14 protein-coding genes are annotated in these 17,049 nt (G+C 64.6%); 12 read left to right on the top strand and 2 right to left on the bottom strand.

The window, feature by feature from the left end:
- The first annotated feature begins 149 nt into the window (after window positions 1–149).
- Together GS424_RS02100 and GS424_RS02105 are read left to right on the top strand one after the other, a co-directional pair.
- Window positions 150–845: a DUF4956 domain-containing protein gene (locus tag GS424_RS02100; protein ID WP_160941970.1), complete on the top strand. Its 696-nt coding sequence runs from the start codon at window positions 150–152 to the stop codon at window positions 843–845.
- Window positions 845–2,905, top strand: coding sequence for a carbohydrate-binding domain-containing protein (locus GS424_RS02105; protein ID WP_160941969.1), 2,061 nt, complete (start codon window positions 845–847; stop codon window positions 2,903–2,905). Before GS424_RS02100 ends, GS424_RS02105 begins: the two co-directional genes overlap by 1 nt.
- Before the next feature lie 72 nt (window positions 2,906–2,977).
- Here GS424_RS02105 and GS424_RS02110 read toward each other — a convergent pair whose 3' ends face one another.
- Window positions 2,978–4,606 carry a helix-turn-helix transcriptional regulator gene (locus GS424_RS02110; RefSeq protein ID WP_193666534.1) on the bottom strand — a complete coding sequence of 543 codons (1,629 nt, stop codon included), beginning with the start codon at window positions 4,604–4,606 and terminating at the stop codon, window positions 2,978–2,980.
- 23 nt (window positions 4,607–4,629) lie between these two features.
- Between GS424_RS02110 and GS424_RS02115 the strand changes: the two genes are divergently transcribed.
- From GS424_RS02115 to GS424_RS02150, 8 genes are all read left to right on the top strand, one after another.
- Window positions 4,630–6,534: an FAD-binding protein gene (locus GS424_RS02115; protein ID WP_160941967.1), complete on the top strand. Its 1,905-nt coding sequence runs from the start codon at window positions 4,630–4,632 to the stop codon at window positions 6,532–6,534.
- A 126-nt stretch (window positions 6,535–6,660) separates the two neighbouring features.
- Complete coding sequence (locus GS424_RS02120; RefSeq protein WP_160941966.1) at window positions 6,661–7,593, top strand: magnesium transporter CorA family protein; 933 nt, start codon at window positions 6,661–6,663, stop codon at window positions 7,591–7,593.
- Between the two features lie 160 nt (window positions 7,594–7,753).
- Window positions 7,754–8,260 carry an RNA polymerase sigma factor gene (locus tag GS424_RS02125; RefSeq protein ID WP_160941965.1) on the top strand — a complete coding sequence of 169 codons (507 nt, stop codon included), beginning with the start codon at window positions 7,754–7,756 and terminating at the stop codon, window positions 8,258–8,260.
- The gene (locus tag GS424_RS02130) at window positions 8,257–10,323 is read left to right on the top strand and encodes a beta-propeller domain-containing protein (protein WP_160941964.1); all 2,067 of its coding nucleotides are present in this window, start codon (window positions 8,257–8,259) and stop codon (window positions 10,321–10,323) included. Before GS424_RS02125 ends, GS424_RS02130 begins: the two co-directional genes overlap by 4 nt.
- 191 nt (window positions 10,324–10,514) lie before the next feature.
- On the top strand, window positions 10,515–11,438 hold the full coding sequence (locus GS424_RS02135; protein ID WP_160941963.1) for a branched-chain amino acid transaminase: 924 nt from the start codon (window positions 10,515–10,517) through the stop codon (window positions 11,436–11,438).
- A gap of 89 nt (window positions 11,439–11,527) precedes the next feature.
- Window positions 11,528–13,111 carry a citramalate synthase gene (gene cimA / locus GS424_RS02140; protein ID WP_160941962.1) on the top strand — a complete coding sequence of 528 codons (1,584 nt, stop codon included), beginning with the start codon at window positions 11,528–11,530 and terminating at the stop codon, window positions 13,109–13,111.
- Window position 13,112: 1 nt separating this feature from the next.
- Entirely contained in the window at window positions 13,113–13,415 is a 303-nt protein-coding gene (locus GS424_RS02145) for a YerC/YecD family TrpR-related protein (RefSeq protein WP_101721432.1), read from the top strand.
- A 77-nt stretch (window positions 13,416–13,492) separates the two neighbouring features.
- Window positions 13,493–13,825 (top strand): hypothetical protein, encoded by a 333-nt coding sequence (locus tag GS424_RS02150; RefSeq protein WP_160941961.1) that lies wholly within the window; start codon window positions 13,493–13,495, stop codon window positions 13,823–13,825.
- Between the two features lie 284 nt (window positions 13,826–14,109).
- On the opposite strand, the gene GS424_RS02155 is transcribed toward GS424_RS02150, so the two are convergent.
- The gene (locus tag GS424_RS02155; RefSeq protein WP_244977642.1) at window positions 14,110–15,078 is read right to left on the bottom strand and encodes a hypothetical protein; all 969 of its coding nucleotides are present in this window, start codon (window positions 15,076–15,078) and stop codon (window positions 14,110–14,112) included.
- 214 nt (window positions 15,079–15,292) lie between these two features.
- Between GS424_RS02155 and GS424_RS02160 the strand changes: the two genes are divergently transcribed.
- Together GS424_RS02160 and GS424_RS02165 are read left to right on the top strand one after the other, a co-directional pair.
- A complete protein-coding gene (locus tag GS424_RS02160; protein WP_160941960.1) occupies window positions 15,293–16,255 on the top strand; it encodes a DUF5692 family protein in 963 nt (320 codons plus the stop codon).
- 75 nt (window positions 16,256–16,330) lie between these two features.
- Window positions 16,331–17,002, top strand: coding sequence for a TetR/AcrR family transcriptional regulator (locus tag GS424_RS02165; protein ID WP_160941959.1), 672 nt, complete (start codon window positions 16,331–16,333; stop codon window positions 17,000–17,002).
- The last annotated feature ends 47 nt before the right edge of the window (window positions 17,003–17,049 follow it).

The following is a 17,049-nucleotide window of genomic DNA, read 5'->3' on the forward strand; positions in this document are numbered from 1 at the left end:
AAAAGGCCAGGTGAGCGATTCCGTTGGAGGCTCGCTGCGGCACCCGAAGTACGCAAAACGAAAAAATTGCTTGGAACTTCGAGATTCGCGTGCCCGAAAGCCCGAAGGCCTCGAAGAGCCTCCATCCCTCTATTTGAAAGGAACCAATCGTGCTAGATGCGGCTTTAACCTCGATATTCGGATCGGCGGAATCGCTCGTTGCGGGCGTGTCCACCGTCGACTTCCTGCTGTGCTGCCTCGCGTCCATCGTGCTGGGCGCCGCGGTGGCGCTCATCTACATGTTCCGCCACACGTACTCGAAGAACTTCGTCGTGACGCTGGCGCTGCTGCCGCTCATCGTGCAGATGGTCATCACGCTGGTGAACGGCAACCTGGGCGCGGGCATCGCGGTGATGGGCGTGTTCAACCTCGTGCGTTTCCGCTCCATCCCCGGCAGCGCGAAGGACATCGGCAGCGTGTTCCTCGCGATGGCCATCGGCCTGGCCACGGGCATGGGCTTCATCGCGCTGGCCGTGCTGTTCACCATCATCGTGGCCATCGTGAACGTGGGCTACGTGCTGTCGCCCTTCGGCAAGCAGAAGGAGCCGGAGAAGACGCTGAAAATCACCATCCCCGACGACCTGGAGTACGACGGCGTGTTCGACGACGTGCTGAAACGCTACACCGACGAGCACGAGCTGACGCTCGTGCAAACCACGAACATGGGCAGCCTGTTCCTGCTCGAGTACGCCGTGCGCATGAAGCAGCCCGGCCTCGAGAAGCGCATGATCGACGAACTGCGCTGCCGCAACGGCAACCTGAAGATCACCTGCGGCCGCGCCGCCGCGAGTAAGGATGTGTTGTGATGAACGGAAAACTGCAGGTCCTCAGGCCCTTCGTGTGCGGCATCGTGCTGCTGCTGATCCTGTTTTCGGCGCTGCTGATGCACGGGTGCGCGTCGGACGGCGACGCCGAACCCGCCGCCTCCGCCAGCGCTTCCTCCGCCGACGCGTCGGCGGACAGCGACGCCTCCGCCTCCGCCGACGCCACGTCGTTCGCCGATGTCGCGGCGTCCTTCGACGCGTCGGCGCTCGATCTCGACTACAGCAACCGCGACCAGGATCCCTCCTACGACGACGCCTCCGCCACGCATATCGCGCTCGCGGGCGGCGCGGCCGCGGTCGACGGGTCGGGCGCGACGGCGGACGGCTCCACGGTGACCATCACGGCTGCGGGCGTCTACGTGGTGTCGGGCTCGCTCGACGACGGCCAGCTGGTGGTCGAGGCGCCCGAGGACGCGAAGGTGCAGGTGGTGCTTGCGGGCACGACCATCCACAACGAGGACGGGCCCGCCGTGTACGTGAAGCGGGCCGACAAGTGCTTCGTCACGCTGGCCGACGGGACGCAGAACGCGCTCACCGACGGGGCGGAGTACGTGCTGGAAGACGGCTCCGACGAGCCGTACGCCACGCTGTTCAGCCGCGCCGACCTCACGTTGAACGGCTCGGGCACGCTGACGGTGACCGGAGCGTACCGTCACGCGGTATGCTCGAAGGACGACCTCGTCGTCACAGGCGGCACCTACGTGGTGTCGGCGGCGGAAGACGCGCTGCGGGGCCGCGACTGCGTGAAGATCCTCGACGGCGACTTCACGCTGACGGCCGACGGCGACGGCATCAAGTCGAACAAGGACACGAACGCCGTGAAGGGCTTCGTCTCCATCGACGGCGGCACGTTCGCCATCGAGGCGGGCGACGACGGCATCCAGGCGCAAACCTACCTGCGCATCGCGGGCGGCGAATTCTCCATCGCCGCGACGGACGACGCACTGCACTCCGACCTCGAGGGCCTGCTGGCGGGCGGCGCGCTCGACATCGAGGCCGGCGACGACGCATTCCATGCCGAGACGAAGCTCGTCATCGACGACGGCACGGTGAACGTGACCGCGTGCTACGAGGGTTACGAAGCCGAGAAGCTGTACATCAACGGCGGCGACACGCATATCGTGGCCAGCGACGATGCCATCAACGCGGCCCCGGCCGACCTCACTGACGGGGAGGCGGACTCCACCTCGACGGACGCGACCGGCAGCGCTGCTGCTGCGACCGACGCCGCTCCCGCAGCGCCGTCGGGCGACGGCGCCCCCGCGGACGGCGAGGCTCCCACGATGGGCGATGCCCCCGCCGATGGCGAACCGCCCGCCGGCGGCCCGCAGGGCGGCGGCGAATCCCTGAACGAGCGCGACCTCAACGGCGGCGCGCCCGACAACGCGTTCGCCGAAGGCGGCGCGGGCGGCCAAGGCGGCGGCATGGGGATGGGCGACGAGAACTGCCTCATCCAGATCAACGGCGGCTACACCGTGCTCGACGCCGCGGGCGACGGCGTGGACAGCAACGGCTCCGTGGAGGTCACGGGCGGCGTGCTGCTGGTCAACGGACCCACGAGCGGCGGCGACGGCGCGTTCGACTACGACCTCACGGCCACCGTGACGGGCGGCACGGTGCTCATGGTGGGCTCCACGGGCATGGCCCAGAACTTCACGAGCGGCGAGCAGCCCTTCGCGTTCTCCACCGTCAGCGGCAACGCGGGCGACAGCGTCGCGGTGGTCGACGCCGACGGCACGGTGGTGGCCTCGCTCACGGCGGCCAAGCAGTTCGGCATGGTGCTGGTGTCCAGCCCCGCGCTCGCGGAGGGCGGCACGTACTCGCTCGTAACGGGCGGCACCGTGACCGGTGCGAACGCCGACGGCTACACCGATTCCGGCGCCGTCAGCGGCGGCTCTGCCACCGAGATCACCGCGTCCACCACCGCCACCGGCGGCATGGGCGGCCTCGGCGCCGGAGGCGGCGGCATGCCCGCCGGCCAAGGCGGCGACGTCCAGCAAGGCAAGCGCAACGGAAGCATGGGCAGCGGCATGGCGGCGTAAGAGCGCCAAGGCCCCTGCGGCTGCGGGGAGGGAACAGCCCTCCTTCCGCGCAGCCGTAGCGGGACTCTCGCCCTATGGTGCCAGCGACTCGCGCATGCTGGCCGCGCGGTCGACCAGCTCCTGCTTGGTGTGCACGCCGGCTTTTCGATAGATGCTCTTGGCGTGGGACTGGACGGTGCTGTCGCTCACGTACAGAAGCGACGCTATCTTCTTGTACGTGTTCCCCTCAAGCAGGAGGGCGAGCACCTCCGTCTCCTTCTCGGTCAGCCCGTACGTTTGCTGCATGGCGCGCGCGACGCCCTCGGTGCCGGCCATCTCCTCGGGTGCCAGCTCCATGCGAGGGAGGTACTTGATGACGAGGGACGAAAGAAAGCTGAACAGGAACACGCCCAGCAGGAAGCCCATGAGCAGCGAGAGCACGCCCCAGAAATCGCTGTACGAGACGCCGAACGCTTGCGCGAGAAGGGGAACCACCAGGTAACTGATGAAGCTGCTGACCGTGGTGGGGATGACGAATTTCAGCAGCATGGAGCGCGTTCCCGATGCATGCGGCTTCCCCATGCCTTCGATAAGAACGAGCATGAACAGCAACAGCGAGAAGCAGGACTTGCTCGTTTGCATGAGTCCCGTTCCGGCGGTGAACCAGCTTTGTTGAAACAGCGTGGCCAGGAAAATGCCGCCGAACAGAAGAATGCTCAGCACCACGATCAGGGAGAACTTGATCCGTTCAAGGTGCTTCGAAAGCCCGATGATCACGATGATGGAAGCGGTGACGCCTACGTTGAGCGTGTCTCGTATGAACGTGTTTGCGGTGGGGACGTACGAGGCGGTTCCCGAGTTGATGAACCCGGTGGCCACGCTGCTGACAAGAAACAGCACCAATACCAGCACGTACAGGCTTCGGCCGCCGTCCGACGTCCTTGCGAAGCAGGCGCCCGCGCTCCTCGGCTGCCTCCCGCGTTGCCTGGCGCACAAATACCAGGCGATGCCCGAGAGGACGGGAGCGCCGATCGGGCGAATCAGGTTCAAGGGCGCAGGCGCGTACGAGAGGTAGCCGATGAGGAAGCTAGCGGCGTAGGAGGCTGCGATGACGAGGAGCATGCGCTTGTGGGAGCCGGACAGCTGCGTCGTCAGCAGGGAGGCCCACGCGACGGGCAGCACGACGTACGAGCATGCCAAGGCGATTGCGTCCGCCGCGAGGAGCGCCTCGTGGGGCGCCTCGGGCAGAGCGGACAGCGTCAGGTTGAGCGCGCTTGCGGCGAGGCACGGCGCAAGCACCGCCCATGTGCTGCTCGTCATGCGGGACGCTTTGGGGACAAACGCCAGAAGCAAGGCCAGAACGGCCGAGGCGCCGAGAAACAGCCAGAGTTCGAATTGGCTTTGCGCCTCGCCAATGGCCGTCGGCGAGAATACGAAACCCACGATGCTGTTGCGCAGCATCGGCCACCAAAACGCCATCCCGAGCGTCGCCAGTACGATGATATTGCGCTCCCCTTTGCCCATGCTGTCAGCATAGCACGATCGCTCGTTTCGGGTTCCTTCCACCTGCGGCGTTTTGCCTTCCGTTGCCGCCCGTAGGGGAAATATACATGTTTTATGGGAGGCCGTTTTCGGGCTCTGCGGTTTTTGTGGGATGCCCTCGTTCGAGCCGTGCGCCAGCATGTGCATCGAGGTCGGAAGCGGTTCGGCCTCGGATGACATACGGATCGAAGGAGGGGTGCGCTATGAGGAGCGCAGTATCGCGGAGAAGCTTCATCACGGGGTCGGCGCTTGCGGCAACGGGGCTGTTCGGAGGCGCGTTGCTTGCAGGATGCTCTCCGAAGGCGTCTGCGGCAGACCGTGCAGGCGACGCGTTCGAAAGCACGGTCGAGTGGGGCGCTGAGTACGATGTGGTGGTCGTAGGGTTCGGAGGGGCCGGCGCGAACAGCGCCATCGCGGCGGCTGACGAGGGAGCCAGCGTCCTTCTGCTGGAGAAGGCCCCCGAGGCCGAGGCCGGCGGCAACTCCATCGCCTGCATGCAGCTGCTGTGCTGGTCGGAAAACCTCGACGACGCCATTGCGTACGTGAAGGCCATGCGCGGGGATTACGACACGCCCAGCGATGCGATCATCGAGGCGTATTGCGCCGAGATGGTGAAGAACAAGGAGTGGATCGAGTACCTGGGTGCGGAAAACCCCGCGTTCGTCGAGGGTAAGATCGAGTACCCCGACATGGCGGGCGCGCAATCCTTCAGGGTTCTCACGGTGCACGAGGGACGAGGAGACGGCGCGGCGTACAAGCTGTTCCGTCAGGCGGTTGCCGACCGATCGGACAAGATCACGGTGTGGTACGAGGCGGCCGGACAGCATCTCATCCAGGACGCCCTGACGGGCATCGTCCATGGCGTTGAGGTGCAGGTGGATGGCCAGGTTGTGAACGTGCGTGCGCGCAACGGCGTGATCCTCACTACGGGCGGGTACGAATCGAACGACGAGATGCTCGAAAGCTTCAATGGCTACCATGGATGGGAATCGCTTGGCCATGCGCTGTACAACACGGGCGATGGCATCAAGATGGCCATGGAGGTCGGGTGCGATCTGTGGCATATGGGGAACCTTCAAACGAACAACTTCGAGTTCGTCGATCCCGATACGCTCGATTGCACGTGGAAGTACGACAGCGACTTGAAGGGCATTCTGGTCGGCGGCAACGGCACTCGTTTCATCAGCGAAACGGACACCGGTGCAACGAACCACGGGCACCTCAACTATGCCGGCACCTGGCATGTTCCGGTGCTTCCCGAGATCACGTACGAAGTCCTCGATCAAACCGTCTTCGAACGGGGGCCGCTGTACAAGTCGTGGTCTGCCGACGGCCAAGAGGAAATCGAGAAGGGCTGGATTCTCAAGGCCGACTCGCTCGAGCAGCTTGCCGCGGCGATGGGCTTCGATGAGGAAGCCGCGCAGAACCTGCAAGCGGAAGTGGACAAGTGGAACCGATTCTGCGACGAGGGCGTCGATCTTGCGTACGGGCGCAAGGGCGACCTCGACCCCGTTGCGACGGCGCCGTTCTACGCGGTCAAGCTCACCCACACCCTCGTGAACACGCAGGGCGGCCCGGTGAAAAACGAGCAGGGCCAGGTTGTGACGCCGCGCGGAGAAGCGGTTCCCCATCTGTACGAGGCGGGGGAGCTGGGGGACATCTGGTCGAACCATTACCAGGGATCGTGCAACTTGGGCGGCGGCATGATCTTCGGCCGCATTTCGGGCAGGAATGCCGCCGCTGCCAAGACCGACAACCTTCAAGAGTCGGTCATGGACGGAAAGCCCTCCTTCGTGCCCAGCACGTTGGCGGTGTTCGGCGAGGAAGTCGATCTGTCTTCGTACGAGGTCGCAGATGGCGAGCTTCTCGGAACCGCAGAGGGCAAAAAGGGCCCCATCGTCGTTAAGGTTGCCTGCGAGGGAACCACGATCACTGCGGTGGAAGTGCTCGAGCAGAACGAGACGCCCTCCATTGCCGGGGATGCGATCGCCTCGATGCCGGCGAGCATCGTCGAGGCGGGATCGGTCGACGTCGATGTGGTTTCGGGTGCCACCATCACCAGCAAGGCGATTATCGCCGCCGTCGAAGATGCCATGAGCAAGGCATAACCCCCTCGCTCCGGGCGGCGCATGCACTATAATCGGAACCTGCGGGGCGGGCGCTGCGGCGCGACGGCCTTGCAGGTTCCGGTTTCCGCGCGTCTCGCAAAGGAGCGTTTCCATGGGCGGCATCGTATGATCGAGTATTTCCGCACGAGCGAGCAGCATGCGCTCCAGAAGATCGACGAGGAAGCGCCCGGATGCTGGATCGCGCTGTTCGAGCCCACGGCCGACGAGCTGGCCTGGCTCGGCGATCGCTTCGGCATCGAGGAGGAGGACGCGCGCGCCGCGCTCGACCTCGAGGAGGTGTCGCGCATCGAGCGCAACGGCGACTACACCATGTTCATCCTCGACACGCCCGTGCGCGATCGGTCGTCGAACGAGCGCAGCTACAAAACCATCCCGTTCGCCCTGTTCGAAACCCCGAGCAACGTGATAACCGTGTGCACGGTGTACAAGATCCCACTCATCCAGCAGCTCATGGCCTCGAAGGACCTGTCGAGCCCGAGCGACGTGCGGGCGTTCGCCGACGACATCCTCACGGCCTCGTCGGCGGCGTATTTCGCAGCGCTGCGCCTGATCAACCGCCGTCGCGTCGACCTCATGGCCGCGGTCAAGCACCCGTCGCGCAAGGAGCTCGAAGACCTCTACAACCTCGACTCGTCCCTCGTCTATTTCAAGACGTCGCTGGCCACGAACGATGCCATATTCGAGAAGCACCTGCGCCGCATGCCCTTCGTCTCCTCCGAGGAGCGCGACCGCTTCGACGACGTGATGATCGAGAACCGCCAGGCCCTCGAGACGACGCGCATCTACTCCGAGATCCTCGACTCCACCATCGAGCACTTCAGCCTGCTCATGAACCACGACCTGAACCGCACCATGCAGGTGGTGGCCACCGTGTCGCTCGTCCTGTGCGTCCCCACCGCGGTGGCGGGGTTCTTCGGCATGAACCTGCTGGGCATCCCCCTGTCCGAGATTCCCTGGGGCTTCGGCATCGTCACCTGCTGCACCGTCCTCGCGTCGGTCGCGCTGCTCCTCGTCCTCAAAAGGCTCAGGTGGTTCTGAGCGGCGGGGCGCTGGGAGTATCGCGCGTGGGCGAGGGGTCCGAGCGAGCGACCCTGCTCGGCTGCTCGTCTTTTTTCACGGTTTTAGAAATTCGATGCAACATTCGGGCGTTGCGCATACTCTTATAGAAAAGACGTCTTGGAGAGGGGTACGGTCGGCAATGGATGCGCGCGTGTTCGCACGACACTACGGTGCGGTGTACCTCGATCTGTATCGGTTCGCGCTCTGCATGATGGGGCGGTCCCATGACGCCGAAGACGCAGTCAGCGAGGCGGTTTTGACCGGGTTCCGGCAGCGTCATCAATTGAGGAGCGACGAGGCGTTCAAGTCGTGGATGTTCGCTATTCTGGCAAACGTGTGCCGCAGGAAGCTGAAGGGTGCTCGTCGCGAGGAGCCGTTGGCCGACCCCTCGAGCGGGCGTGAAGCGCTGGTGGCTTTGGATGGCGCTGCAATCCCGGGCTCGGCTGGCGACCTCCGCGAGGACGTGCGCTTGGCGTTCTCCGCAGTGAGCGAGGAGGAACGGCTTATCGTGTCGCTCTCGGTGTTCGGCGGCTATACGAGCGCGGAAATCGGCAGCGCGCTCAAGCTGAACGCCAACACGGTACGCTCGAAACGCAAGAGAGCGCTGGAGAAGATGGCCGCCGAGTTGAAGGATGTGGCGCGATGACGACGCGGGACGAACAGGACGTGATGAAGGCGATCGACGAGGCGACGCGAGACGTCGTCGTGCCCGAGTCTCTTCGGCCGGAAGCGGTTGAGGCGCTGTTGGAGCGCGCGCAAGCGCAGGAAGGCGCGTCGGCTGCGCCTGCGCGCCGCGCGCCGTCGGGCTGGCGCAGGCGGGCTGTTCCCTGGGGCATCGCGGCCTGTCTCGTGCTGGTTGCCGGCGTGGGGTTGGCCGCCGGTCGCGCGTTCTTGGCCGCGCCGAGCGGTGCGGAAAACGACGCATCCTTCTCGGCGTTGTCGGACAAGGGCGCTCCGTCGGACTCCTCGCCCGCCGAGTCCGACGCGCCGGTTGACGGCAGCATAGCCGCAGCGGAAAGCTACGATCAGGTGAAGGAGTGCCTCGAGAAGTATCGGACCGAGCAGGAGAGCCTGTACGGCTCCGCCACCGGCGGCATCCTCGCGTTGAACGACGCCTCCTCTCCCGAAGCGGCGTCGTCCGCCGACTCGGCCGCTTCGGGCGCGCTGTCTGCGAAAAGCGACTCGGCTGCAAGCGCCGCATCGAGCGCAGGTTATTCCGATACCAACGTGCGCACCGAAGGCGTAGACGAGGCCGACATCGTCAAGACGGACGGCGAGCACCTCTTCATCTTGCAGGAAAGCGCCGCCGAGATCGCGGTGGTGGACGCGACGGACGATGCCATGCGCAAGGTGGGAAGCATCGTCCCGAGCGACCAAGGCCAGATATCGGAGTTCTACGTGCGCGACGGCAAGGCGTACGTGCTGACCAACGTGTCGATGACGAGGGAAGACGATCAGGGCGGCGAAATCTTCGACTTCTCCGAAGTGCGTCTCGAAACCTACGACGTGTCGAATCCGGGCGACCCGGTGCTCCTCGGTTCGGTCTCGCAAAGCGGCAGGTACCAGTCGTCGCGGCTCGTGGACGGCTACCTGTACCTGTTCAGCACCTACAACGTGTCCTGCGCCACGATCCCGGACGATCCCGAGTTCTACGTTCCCCGCGTGGCCGGCCAGAATATCGCGAGCCAGGACATCTACCTTCCGCCCTCGGTCGGGGCGAACCAGTACCTGGTCGTCACCTCGATAGCCGTCGACGACCCCACCCAGACGGTCGACCAGAAGGCCGTGCTCACGGATTCCAATTCCCTCTACGTGAGCGCGGAGAACATCTACGTGTACGAGAACAGATGGCCCATCGCGCTCGCCCGCTCCGAGGGAGAGGCCGATCCGGGTCGCATCACGATTCGCAAGATCGCCTACCATGACGGTCAGCTGGAAGGCGTGGCGCAGACGAAGGTGAGCGGAACCCTCAACGACAGTTTCAGCATCGACGAGCACGAGGGCATGGTGCGCCTCGTGACCACGGTGAACACGTGGGATGCGGAAACCTCGCAGATGACCTCCACCAACGAGGTGCACGTGCTGGACGGGAATCTCGAGGAGGTGGGTTCCATCACGGGTCTGGCCGAAGACGAGCGGGTGTACTCGGCGCGATTCTTCGGCGATACCGCGTACTTCGTCACCTTCCGCGAAACCGATCCGCTGTTCACGGTGGACTTCAGCGACCCGACGAACCCCCAGATAATCGGCAGCCTGAAGATTCCTGGTTTCTCGGAGTACCTGCATCCTTACGGCGAGGGCAAGCTGCTGGGCATCGGCATGGACGTGGACGAGAAGAGCGGTGTCACCAACGGCATGAAGGTGACCATGTTCGACGTGTCCGACCCGACGGACGTGAAGGAGGCCGACACCTTCCTCATCGAAGACGCGTACGGATCCGACGTGTTCCACGACTACCGCGCGGTGCTTATCAGCGCAGATCGCAACATGATCGGCTTCTCGGGCTACGCCGGCCGCGAGACGTACTACGTGTTCGACTACGTCGATGGGGAGGGCTTCGAGCAGCTTATGGCCGAGGACGTGAACGGCGGCGGCTGGACGGGCACGCGCGGGGTGTACATCGACGATACGCTGTACGTGGTGAAGGGCAACGCCGTGGAGAGCTATCGCATCGGCTCCTACAAGAAGGTGGACGACCTGCTGCTATAGTCTCGGCATCGACGAGGCGGCGTTCCCTCCCGTCCTTCGGCGCGTCTTTTTTGTCCCTTTCGTCAAATCGGTGACCCTTCGCCGGAAACCTGCGCGCACTTTAGCCGATTGGAGTACAATGGGCGGACGAATCAGGAACGAACCCGCACGTCAGGCTGGGGACCGAGGCCCATGCGAGAAGGGATGCGAACATGGCAGACATCACTGAAGTGGATTACATCTGGAAGAACGGGGAGATGCTCCCCTGGGCCGAGGCGACCACGCATGTCTTGTCCCACTCGCTGCATTACGGCTCCGGCGTGTTCGAGGGCATCCGCTGCTACCAGAACCCCGAGACGAAGAAGAGCTACGTCTTCCGCCTGCGCGACCACATGGAACGCCTGCATCGCAGCTGCAAGATCGCGCTGATCGACCTGCCCTACACGGTGGACGAGCTGTGCGACGCGACGCTCGAGGTCATCCGCAAGAACAATCTGCCGTCCTGCTACATCCGGCCCATCGTGTACCGCGGGTACGGCGTGATGGGCGTGGATCCCACCGGCGCATCCACCGACGTGGCCATCGCCGCGTGGCCGTGGGACACCTACCTGGGCGCCGACGCGCTCGAGAGCGGCGTGGCCGTGGGCGTGTCCTCGTGGCGCCAGCGCACGAACAACTCCATCCCTCCTGCGGTGAAGGCCACCGCGTCCTACATGAACTCCATCCTGGCGAAGCTCGAGGCCAAGCAGCACGGGTACGTCGAGGCCATCATGCTGAACGAGGCCGGCCTCGTGTGCGAGGGCACCGGCGAGAACCTGTTCGTGGTGCGCGACGGCATCCTGTCGACGCCGCCGCTGTCCGACGGCCTGCTCGAGGGCATCACGCGCGACACGGTGCTGTGCCTGGCCGACGACCTGGAGATTCCCGCCATCGAGGAGAGCCTCACGCGCAGCGATCTCTACGTGGCCGACGAGGTGTTCATGACCGGCTCCGCCGCCGAGCTCACGCCCATCGGCAGCGTCGACGGCCGCGTGGTGGGCAAGCCGGGCGAGATCACCCGCCTGCTGCAGGACCGCTTCTTCGCCGTGGTGTACGGCAACATCGAAGAGTACAGCGAGTGGTTGACGGAAATCTAGGTCGATAGTCGGTTATGGTGCGAAGCCCCCGTTGCCCGCTCTGCGCGGCCATCGGCGGGCTTCGTTTTTTGAGCGAAGGAGCGCCTCAGGTGAATCGAATCCTCACGTATGACAGCACGCTGCGGGACGGAGAGCAGTGCGAAGGCATCACGTTGTCGCTTGAGGACAAGCTGCGCATCGTCGAGCGTCTGGACGCGTTCGGCGTCGATTTCATCGAAGGCGGGTTCCCGGCGTCGAACCCGAAGGACATCGCATTCTTCCAGCGCGTGCAGGACCTGCCGCTCAAGCACGCGCGCATCGCGGCGTTCGGCTCCACCTGCAAGAAGGACGTGGCGGCCGAGGACGACCGCGGCTTGGCCGACCTTGTCGCCAGCGGCGCCCCCGTGGTCACCATCGTGGGCAAGACATGGGACGAGCAGGTCACCCGCGCGCTGTTGACCACGCTCGACGAGAACCTGCGCATGATCCGCGATTCCGTGGCGCACCTCAAGGCGCAGGGCCTCATGGTGGTGTTCGACGCCGAGCACTTCTTCGACGGCTACAAGGCGAACGCCGACTACGCGATGGCCTGCGTGCGCGCGGCCAGCGAGGCGGGCGCCGACTCCATCGACCTGTGCGAGACGAACGGCGGCGCGCTGCCGCACGAGGTGGAGGCCATCGTGGCCGCGGTCGCGCAGGCGTTTCCCGAGCAGCAGCTGGGCATCCACTGCCACAACGACTCGGGGTGCGCCGTGGCCAACTCGCTGGCCGCCGTGCGCGCCGGTGCCGTGCAGGTGCAGGGCACGGTCAACGGCTTCGGCGAGCGCGTGGGCAACACCGACCTGCTCACCGTCATCGCCGACCTCGAGCTCAAGATGGGCTGCACCTGCGTGGGCGAGGAGCGGCTGCGCGACCTGACCAGCGTGGCGCAGTTCGTGGCCGAGACGTGCAACCTCTCGGTGCCGAACCACCATCCTTACACGGGCGCTTCGGCGTTCGCCCACAAGGGCGGCCTCCACGCCAGCGCCATCGCGCGCTTCCCCGAGGCCTACGAGCACACGCGTCCCGAGGCGGTGGGCAACACGCAGCGCATGCTGGTCAGCGAGCTGGCCGGAAAGGCGTCGCTCATCGCGAAGGCGAAGAACCTCGGCATCGACCTGGCGCAACACGCCGACAAGACGCAGGAGATCCTCGACGACATCAAGCGGCGCGAAGCGGTGGGCTATTCCTACGAGGTGGCCGACGGCTCGCTCGCGCTGCTGCTGCAGTGGCATCTCGGCGCGTACCGGCCGCACTTCACGCTGGAAAGCTTCCGCGTCATCGTGGACGACCACGAGGACACCGGCGCGCTGGCGAAGGACGCCATGTCGGAGGCAACCATCAAGATCCACGTGGGCGACCAGCGCTTCGTGGCCACGGGCGAGGGCGCAGGCCCCGTCGGCGCGCTCGACAACGCGCTGCGCATGGCCATCGTGGCCTTCTACCCGGAGGTGGCCGACATCGAGCTGGTCGACTACAAGGTGCGCATCCTCGACGAGAACGTGGGCACCGACGCCATCACGCGCGTCGTCATCACCACGCGCGACAAGCACGGCAGCTGGGGCACGGTGGGCGTGTCGGAGAACATCATCGAGGCATCGTGGAACGCCCTCGTGGATTCCATCGAATACGGCCTGATGAGGATTGGGGAGTAACATGAGCGATCTCAGAACGCCCGAAGTCGAAGACCTCCTGCGCGTATTCGCGGCACTCGATGACGAAGACGTGATCTTCTCCCTGCTGGAGGACCTGTTCACCATCCGCGAGATCAAAGAGACGTCCCAGCGCCTGGCCGTGGCGCGCCAGCTGGACGCCGGCAAGTCCTACGCCGCCATCGAGGAAGCAACCGGCGCGTCGGCCACCACCATCGCCCGCGTGTCGAAGTGCCTCTCCTACGGAGCCGGTGGCTACAACGCCGCCTTGAACGCTTTGGACGACGCCGAGAAGAAGCGCCGGTAGCTCGTCCGCATGCAGCCCGGCGAGTTCTTCTCGCAGACGCGAAGACGAAAAGATCCAGCATTCTGGAGGTGGTTGCGATGGAGGCACGATCCGCATTCAAAACCAGTTGGGCAAAATCCGTCGCGATCACGATCGCGATGCTTGTCGCGACAGGCGCCATCGCTGCGTTTGCGGGTGCGGCGGGCAGTCCGTACGCCAGCTACCGCGGCGGCGATATAGCTGAGAACGACGCCTTTATGGGGGTTGTCACGTCCAATGGGAAAACGGGGTACGTGGAAGTCGAGAAATACGATTTCGCCACACGGTCCGAGCCGCTCAAGCGCAAGCCTACCGAAAGAGAGCGAAGGCTCCCCGTATACGACGAGACCGGCCGGGTGATCGGCGAGTTCATCATCTCGGAGTCCTCGTAATCTTTGCCCGCCGCGCCGCCTTTCCTTGGCTCCGTAATGCGAATGGGCTCTCCCGATCTCCCGATTTCGGGGCTCCGGATTTCTTTCGGGTTGGGCGCGAAATGGCAGCCATGGCAATCTCGAGGCGCGCAATACCGGCTTTGCCGTTCGGGAAGCAAGAGAAACCCCAGGTGACGGAATTTTTCATACCACCTGGGGTTCGTTCGGAGCTCGTTATGGCCTTGAGGATTGTCAGGGATGCGGTTTTGCGCCCATGACAATCTTGCTCGCGCCAATCCGCCGCCTTAGCCGGCCGCTCCCACGGCTTCCTCGTCCTCCGGCGTGCGTCCCTGCGGCGCGACCGCGCCCGTATTCCCGGCCGGCAGCGCCACGGGGTCGCCGTACTCGTCGATCGTGCCGTTCGCGCGGCCCTCGATGTAGGCAAGCCGCGCTTTCCCGTGCCGGAACACGATCGGCGCCTTCCCCGAGCTCAGCTGGTAGCAGTACCAGAACACGAACGGGATGCCGATGATGCCGTTCGCCATGCCCCACCAGTACATCACGTCGGGGCTGAACCACGCGGCGCTGTTCATGATGGTGGGGAACAGCAGCGGGAAGCAGCTGCGCAGCAACAGGTGCGCGCCCAGCGTGTAGATACGTCCCGTGATGTACAGCTCGGGACGGCGCATGATGATGGGGTACAGCTCGGCCGCCGCCAGGATGCAGCAGGTGGACGCGAAGAACTCGTGCCCCTCGGCGTACACGAAGCAGGCGTTCCAGGTGGTGTACAGGAAGTTCCACATGGGCACGGTGTAGGACAGGATCTCGCCGTGGCTGGACGTGTCGTACTTCCAGTACTTGTCGCCGAACGGCATGGTGATGCACAGGATGAAGCCGGCCAGCGCGTTCATCATGTTGCCCATCTGCACGTCGCGCAGCGTGGCTTCGGCGATGTTGCAGAACACGATGCCGTACAGCACCCAGCGCACCCAGCGCTTGCGCATGAGCCGCCAAAACGGCGTGTCCTTCTGCTGCACGGCGGCGATGCGGCCGAGCCCGGCGAAGATGAGCGGCAGGATGACGGAGAGGTTCTTCGCCCACCGGAACCAGTCGTCGCCGGGGATATTGATGATCCACAGCGGCACTGTCACGAGCGACACCACCCACACCCACATCGACGCGCGATAGTGCCGTCGCATGAACTCGGTGAGCAGCATGAGCAACACGGTGTACACGACCATCGAGATGGGCGTGATCCAAACGGGCACGGTCATGATAAACCCCTTTCCCCAGGTGACGCTGTTGCCGTCAGTCTAGCATCGCCGGCGCAGCCGCTTCTTTCACAAACACGCCCTCGATGTGAAAGACTTCTCGGCCCGCTCTTCGTATACTCGCCCCAAGGCGGGGCTCGCGTCTGGTCGAGGCCTCCCGAAACGGGAGGGCACGGCGCGCGAACCTCGGAGCAAAGGGGTCGGAAGGGGTTTCATCATGGGCATTCTCTATCAAGCGGCCGATCCGCTGTACTGGGTCATCTGGCTGTTCATCCTGTTCGCGCTCATGGCGTTCAACGAGCTGGGGCGCACGTCGCTGTGGGCGGGCATCACGCTGTTCGCCGTCGTGCCCATCGTGCTGACCGTCTTCGTGTGGCCCACCACGGCGGCGCCGGGCAACGAGTACGGCACGGGCACGTGGTTCAACTGGGTGAAGACGTACTCGGCGCTGGCGGGCTGTTTGGGCTTCATGGCGCTGCGGTTCGTGAAGTGGCGCGGCGCGGACGGGAAGACGCACTACCTGTACGAGAAGCGCTGGGCGCTGTGCTTCCCGCCGCTCATCCTGGCGGTGAACATCGCCGAGGCCGTCATCCGCGACTTCCAGGTGTTCAGCTTCGGGTTGTGGCAGGGCGGTATCGTCGAGAACCTGTGGACCATCTCGGGGCCGTGGAACATCATGAACGGCATCGCCGGCATCCTCAACATCGTCACCATCTGCGGCTGGTTCGGCATCTTCATCTCGAAGGATCCGTCGAAGGACATGATCTGGCCCGACATGATCTGGGCGTGGATCATCGCGTACGACCTGTGGAACTTCGCCTACACCTACAACTGCATCTCCGACCACTCGGCCTACGCCGGCCTGGCGCTGCTGCTGGCCTGCACCATCCCCACGTTCTTCATCAAGAAGGGGGCGTGGCTGCAGCATCGCGCGCAGACGCTCGCGCTGTGGATCATGTTCGTGATGACCATCCCGCAGTTCGCCGACGTGCTGGCGCCCATCCCCACCACGCACAATCCCACGGCGTTCTTCGTGGTCAGCCTGCTGGCGCTCGCGTCGAACGCGGCGCTGGCGGTGTACCAGTTCCGCAAGATCCGTCGCCTCAAGCTGAACCCGCTCAAGGATCAGCTGTACGCCGACACGAAGTCGTACCAGGAGCTTGAAGAGGCGAATCGCTGACAAACACCGTATAATGGACGCCAAGCGTAAGCGTTGCGCGCGGCGTCCATGCGCGCCTGAACGCAGGAGGGCGCGATGCGGTTCGACAGAGAGAGCACCACGGGGCGCCCGGCTGGGCGACAAAGCGGTGCGCCCGAAAGCCGGCGGCTGAACGGCCCGGCCGGCGACATCATGCTGGCGGCTCGCGTGCTGTTCGAGGAGCGCGGCGTAGGGAAGACCACGGTGAAGGACATCGCCGCCGAGGCGAACGTCACGCGCGAGCTGGTGTACTACTACTTCGAGAACAAGCAGGCCGTCATCGACGCGGTCATCGACGACTACGTGGAAGACCTCGTGGAGAGCGTGCTCGTGTGGAACGAGTCGCGCGTGTTCGGCGACACGGCCGGCTCGTTGAAGGCCTGCATCGCCGCGTTCCGCCGCGCGCTGTACGACGCGAACGGCCTGCGGCCCATGATCCGCGTGCTCGAGGAGCTGGGCATGCGCGACTCCTTCGACGTGCGCGCGGTGCGCGAGACGGTGGATTGCCTCAACGATCGGGTGGTGGTCGAGTACGCCGCCTACCATCATGTGGAGATCGAGTTCGTGTACGAGATGTTCTGCGTGGTGATCTTCGGGTTGGTAGGTTTGGTGAAAATCAACCCCGATATCAGCGATGAAGCGCTGATGAAAGTGGTCGAACAAGCGCTGCATCTCGATATGGAACCCCTGGAATTCGATACGTCATCTGCGCCTACGTGCAGGACGTGAAGATTGTGAAACCGTCAAGCCGGCGTGTTATAGTTGTCACGAATTCG

This window comes from Eggerthella guodeyinii (genome assembly GCF_009834925.2).
Lineage (GTDB): Bacteria > Actinomycetota > Coriobacteriia > Coriobacteriales > Eggerthellaceae > Eggerthella > Eggerthella guodeyinii.